The 3,101-nt window shown below is 68.0% G+C and carries 2 protein-coding genes; both read right to left on the reverse strand.

The genetic code is table 11. From position 1 onward, the window contains the following. Window positions 1–2,732, reverse strand: a 2,732-nt coding sequence (locus tag MKK54_RS18145) for a phage tail length tape measure family protein (protein WP_244012742.1), incomplete at its 3' end; no start/stop codon positions are given. After that, on the reverse strand, window positions 2,722–3,101 hold a 380-nt coding region (locus MKK54_RS18150; protein ID WP_244012744.1), incomplete at its 5' end, for a hypothetical protein. The genes MKK54_RS18150 and MKK54_RS18145, both read right to left, overlap by 11 nt.

Here is a 3,101-nt window from a genome sequence, read left to right on the forward strand (position 1 = left end):
CCCACGTCGGCGCTGGGCGGGGGCGGCCCTTCCGGCTCCAGGTTCGTTCCGGGCGGGGTGATGAAGTGGATGCTCGGCATGGCCGTGCTTCCCGCAGATCGCGAGACGGCGCTCGGCATGGTGAAGTACGGAGCGCCGCCACCACTGTAGCCCCGTGCACAACGCCGCATCGCCTCGACGGCGCCGACGCCGCCGAAGCGGGTCACGTCGTCCTGACTGAACACGACCTCGCCGGCATGGACGACGCCACGCACATCGAGCTTCCCGCCGGGTCCCGTGTATCCGCCATCCGAGAAGCCGAAGAACGACTTCGCCGAAGCGAGCAGAGCCGACAGGCCACCGGCCTGAGCGGTTGGGCCTTGCGCCCCGGGCGACGGCGCATTCGCCGAGCCCCCACTGAAGAGGCTGCTCAGGAGCCCGTAATCCCCACTGCCCCGTTTGCCGAACAGCATGTCGCTGATGCTGTTGGAGGCGAGATCGGCAGCGCGATTCTTCAGGCTCGACAGGACGTTCTCCAGAAGCTTGCCTTGCGTGACGCCATCGCTGAGGCCGCGCACGAAGGTGCGCACGCCGTCCGAGCCGATCGACCGATACTCGTCGGTGCGCTTGCTACTGTCGCGCAACTCCTCCAGCCGCTTGGCGGCCTCGCCGGAGCGCTCGACGTAATCCTGGATCTGGGCCGTAAGCTGCGGGGTCACATCGCGCTCGGCGCGCTTCGCCGCAGTCAAAAGCTCCTGCTCGGTTCGATACCGGGCCACGGCCTCCGCGCCCATGCCGTAGGTCTGCGCTTCCTCGCCTTGACGTCGGATGCGATCCTCAAGCGAGCGCGTCGCCCGGTCGTAATCGTCCTTGGCCTCGGCTTTCTCCTTGTCGCCGCCCTTCGCGTTTTCCAGGGCCGAGATGATGCCGGCTCGGGCGACCTGACCCCGTGCATCCTCCGGGGTGACGGTCTTGCCGATGAGATCGACGGCCTTCTGGCGCTCCTCGACGGCTCGCTTCTCGGCATCGGTCTTGGCGTTGATCTTGTCGATCCGAAGCTGATCCGCCTCGGCGGCCATCTTCTCGGCCGAGACCATCTTGCCCGTCGCGTCCGTCATGGTCGCGATCGCGCGCGACGTGGCGGTGTAGGCCTCCTCGGTCTGCCCGGGGTCGGACAGCTTGCTGCGGGCCAGCGGGTCGGCGAGCGCATCCCGGAGAGCGCCCTGCTGCTCACGAAGCTGGCTCAACCGGGCGAAGTTCGGATCGACGGCGCGGGCCACGTTACCGGCGGCCACAGAGGCCTTGTTCGCCCGCTCCTCGGCCGCCTTGCCCTCGGCGATCATCCACTCCTGATCGGCGATGACCCGAGCGGTGGCGAGTTGGCGGACCTTCTCGCTATCCTTCCCGTTCAGCGGGTCGATGCCTAGGAGATTGGTCCGGATGTTGTTGGCCTTGTCGACCTCACCCTGGAGGCGAACGACCGCTTCGGTTGCGGTCTCCGGCGCCACGCCGAGCTTGATGCCGGCGATGCGCTTGGCCGCCTCCCAATAGCCATTCGCAGCCGCGGCGGCTCGGTCCCAAGCGCCTGCCCACCCGGTCGTTGCGGTGGTGTTGGCCTCTACGGTCGATCGCAGGTACTCGGCCGCCGTCGCCTGCGCGCCCGAGCGATCCCCCTGCTCGATCTGCGTCTGGATCAACTGCCGAGTGCGATCGTCGAGACCGCCGATCTTGGCGGCGATGGAATCCAAGCCGCTGGCGCCGTCCGTGATGGCGCGGCCGAGTTCCGCCGTCGCGGAGGCGGCATCCTGGCCGGTGACCTTGGCGTACTCGGTCGTAACGCGTGTCAGGTCGGCGATGACCGGGAGCGCGATCGTCCCCATGGAGGCATAGCCCGCCACGATCTCACGCGAGGCCGACGCGCTGACCTTGCCGGACTCGGCATAGGTGCGGGCGATGGCGTCGAGTTGCGAAGCCGTCGCCCCCGTCGCCGCGCCGACGCCCTTGGTAGCCTTCTCCAGAACCTCCTGATCCTTGCCGGCCTGGACGGCGGCATACGCCATGGCGGCGCCCATGGCAGTGACAGCCGTCGCGCCGACCGTGAACGGGGTGACCAGGGAAAGCGCGCTCACGCCGAGCTGCTTGAGACCGGCCCCAAGGCCGCCCTCGCGATCGGCGAGTTGCTGATAAAGCTGGCCACCTTGCTGTACGGCAGCAGTGACCGGAGAAGTCCCGGCGAAAACTTGCTGAGCAAAATCCGTGGCTTGATACTTCACGAACAACTTGTCGTAAGTGTTCAGGCCTCGACTTTGCGGGGCGTTGTCGTTGCTCGTCGCGCCACCATACTTCGCCGCAGCGAGGCCCCGCAGGCGCTCGGCCTCGGCGGCATCGAAGTACCCGCCAGACACGCCCCGGCCGATCCGATCCTCGGCGGTGCCGAGTTGCTTGGCCTTCCGATACTCCTCATCGATCTGGAAGCGCAGACGCTCGATCTCGCGGGACGTCGCTGGGCTCGGAGAGGATGGAGAGGGTGCGCCGGTACCTGATCCCGCACTGGAAGGGTCGGGTATGCGGCGCGCCGCTTCGCCGACTTCACGGACCTTGTTGATGACCTTGTCCGCGCCGGCGCTCGTCCGATCCAAAGCGGTCGTGACGCCGTCGAACGCCGTCTTGCCGGCGCCCCCCACCTCATCCAGTTCGCGCCGGATCTCGGCGCCGCCGGTCGCCTGAAGGCGGATCGCGATGTTAGTCGCCATCGGTCACCTGTTTCTGGATGGACCGCACGATGACGGTCTCGATGCGCGGCAGGACGTCGGCGAGGAGGGGCGATCGGGCGCCCATGGCGTCTGCCAGCAGCAGGACGGCGGCGAAGTCCAACCCGTAGGGCGCACCCATGCCGGCGCGGACCTGTCCGCCGCAGCGCTCGACGACGGCCCAGGCCGTCAGGCCGTCAGCGGATTGCGGGGCCTGGACGACGTAGGGGCACTCGGGGCACGTCTCCCCGCATGCGTCGCAGTAGGCGGCCCCGCCCTCGAAGTGCCATTCAGCGAGGGCGATCAGCCGTTTTTTTCCGTCTCCCCCGCCAGGGCGGGACCAACGTAGAGCCGCTCGAATCCATCGTAGGC

Origin of the sequence: Methylobacterium sp. J-068 (assembly GCF_022829445.1) — a bacterium.
Taxonomy (GTDB): domain Bacteria; phylum Pseudomonadota; class Alphaproteobacteria; order Rhizobiales; family Beijerinckiaceae; genus Methylobacterium.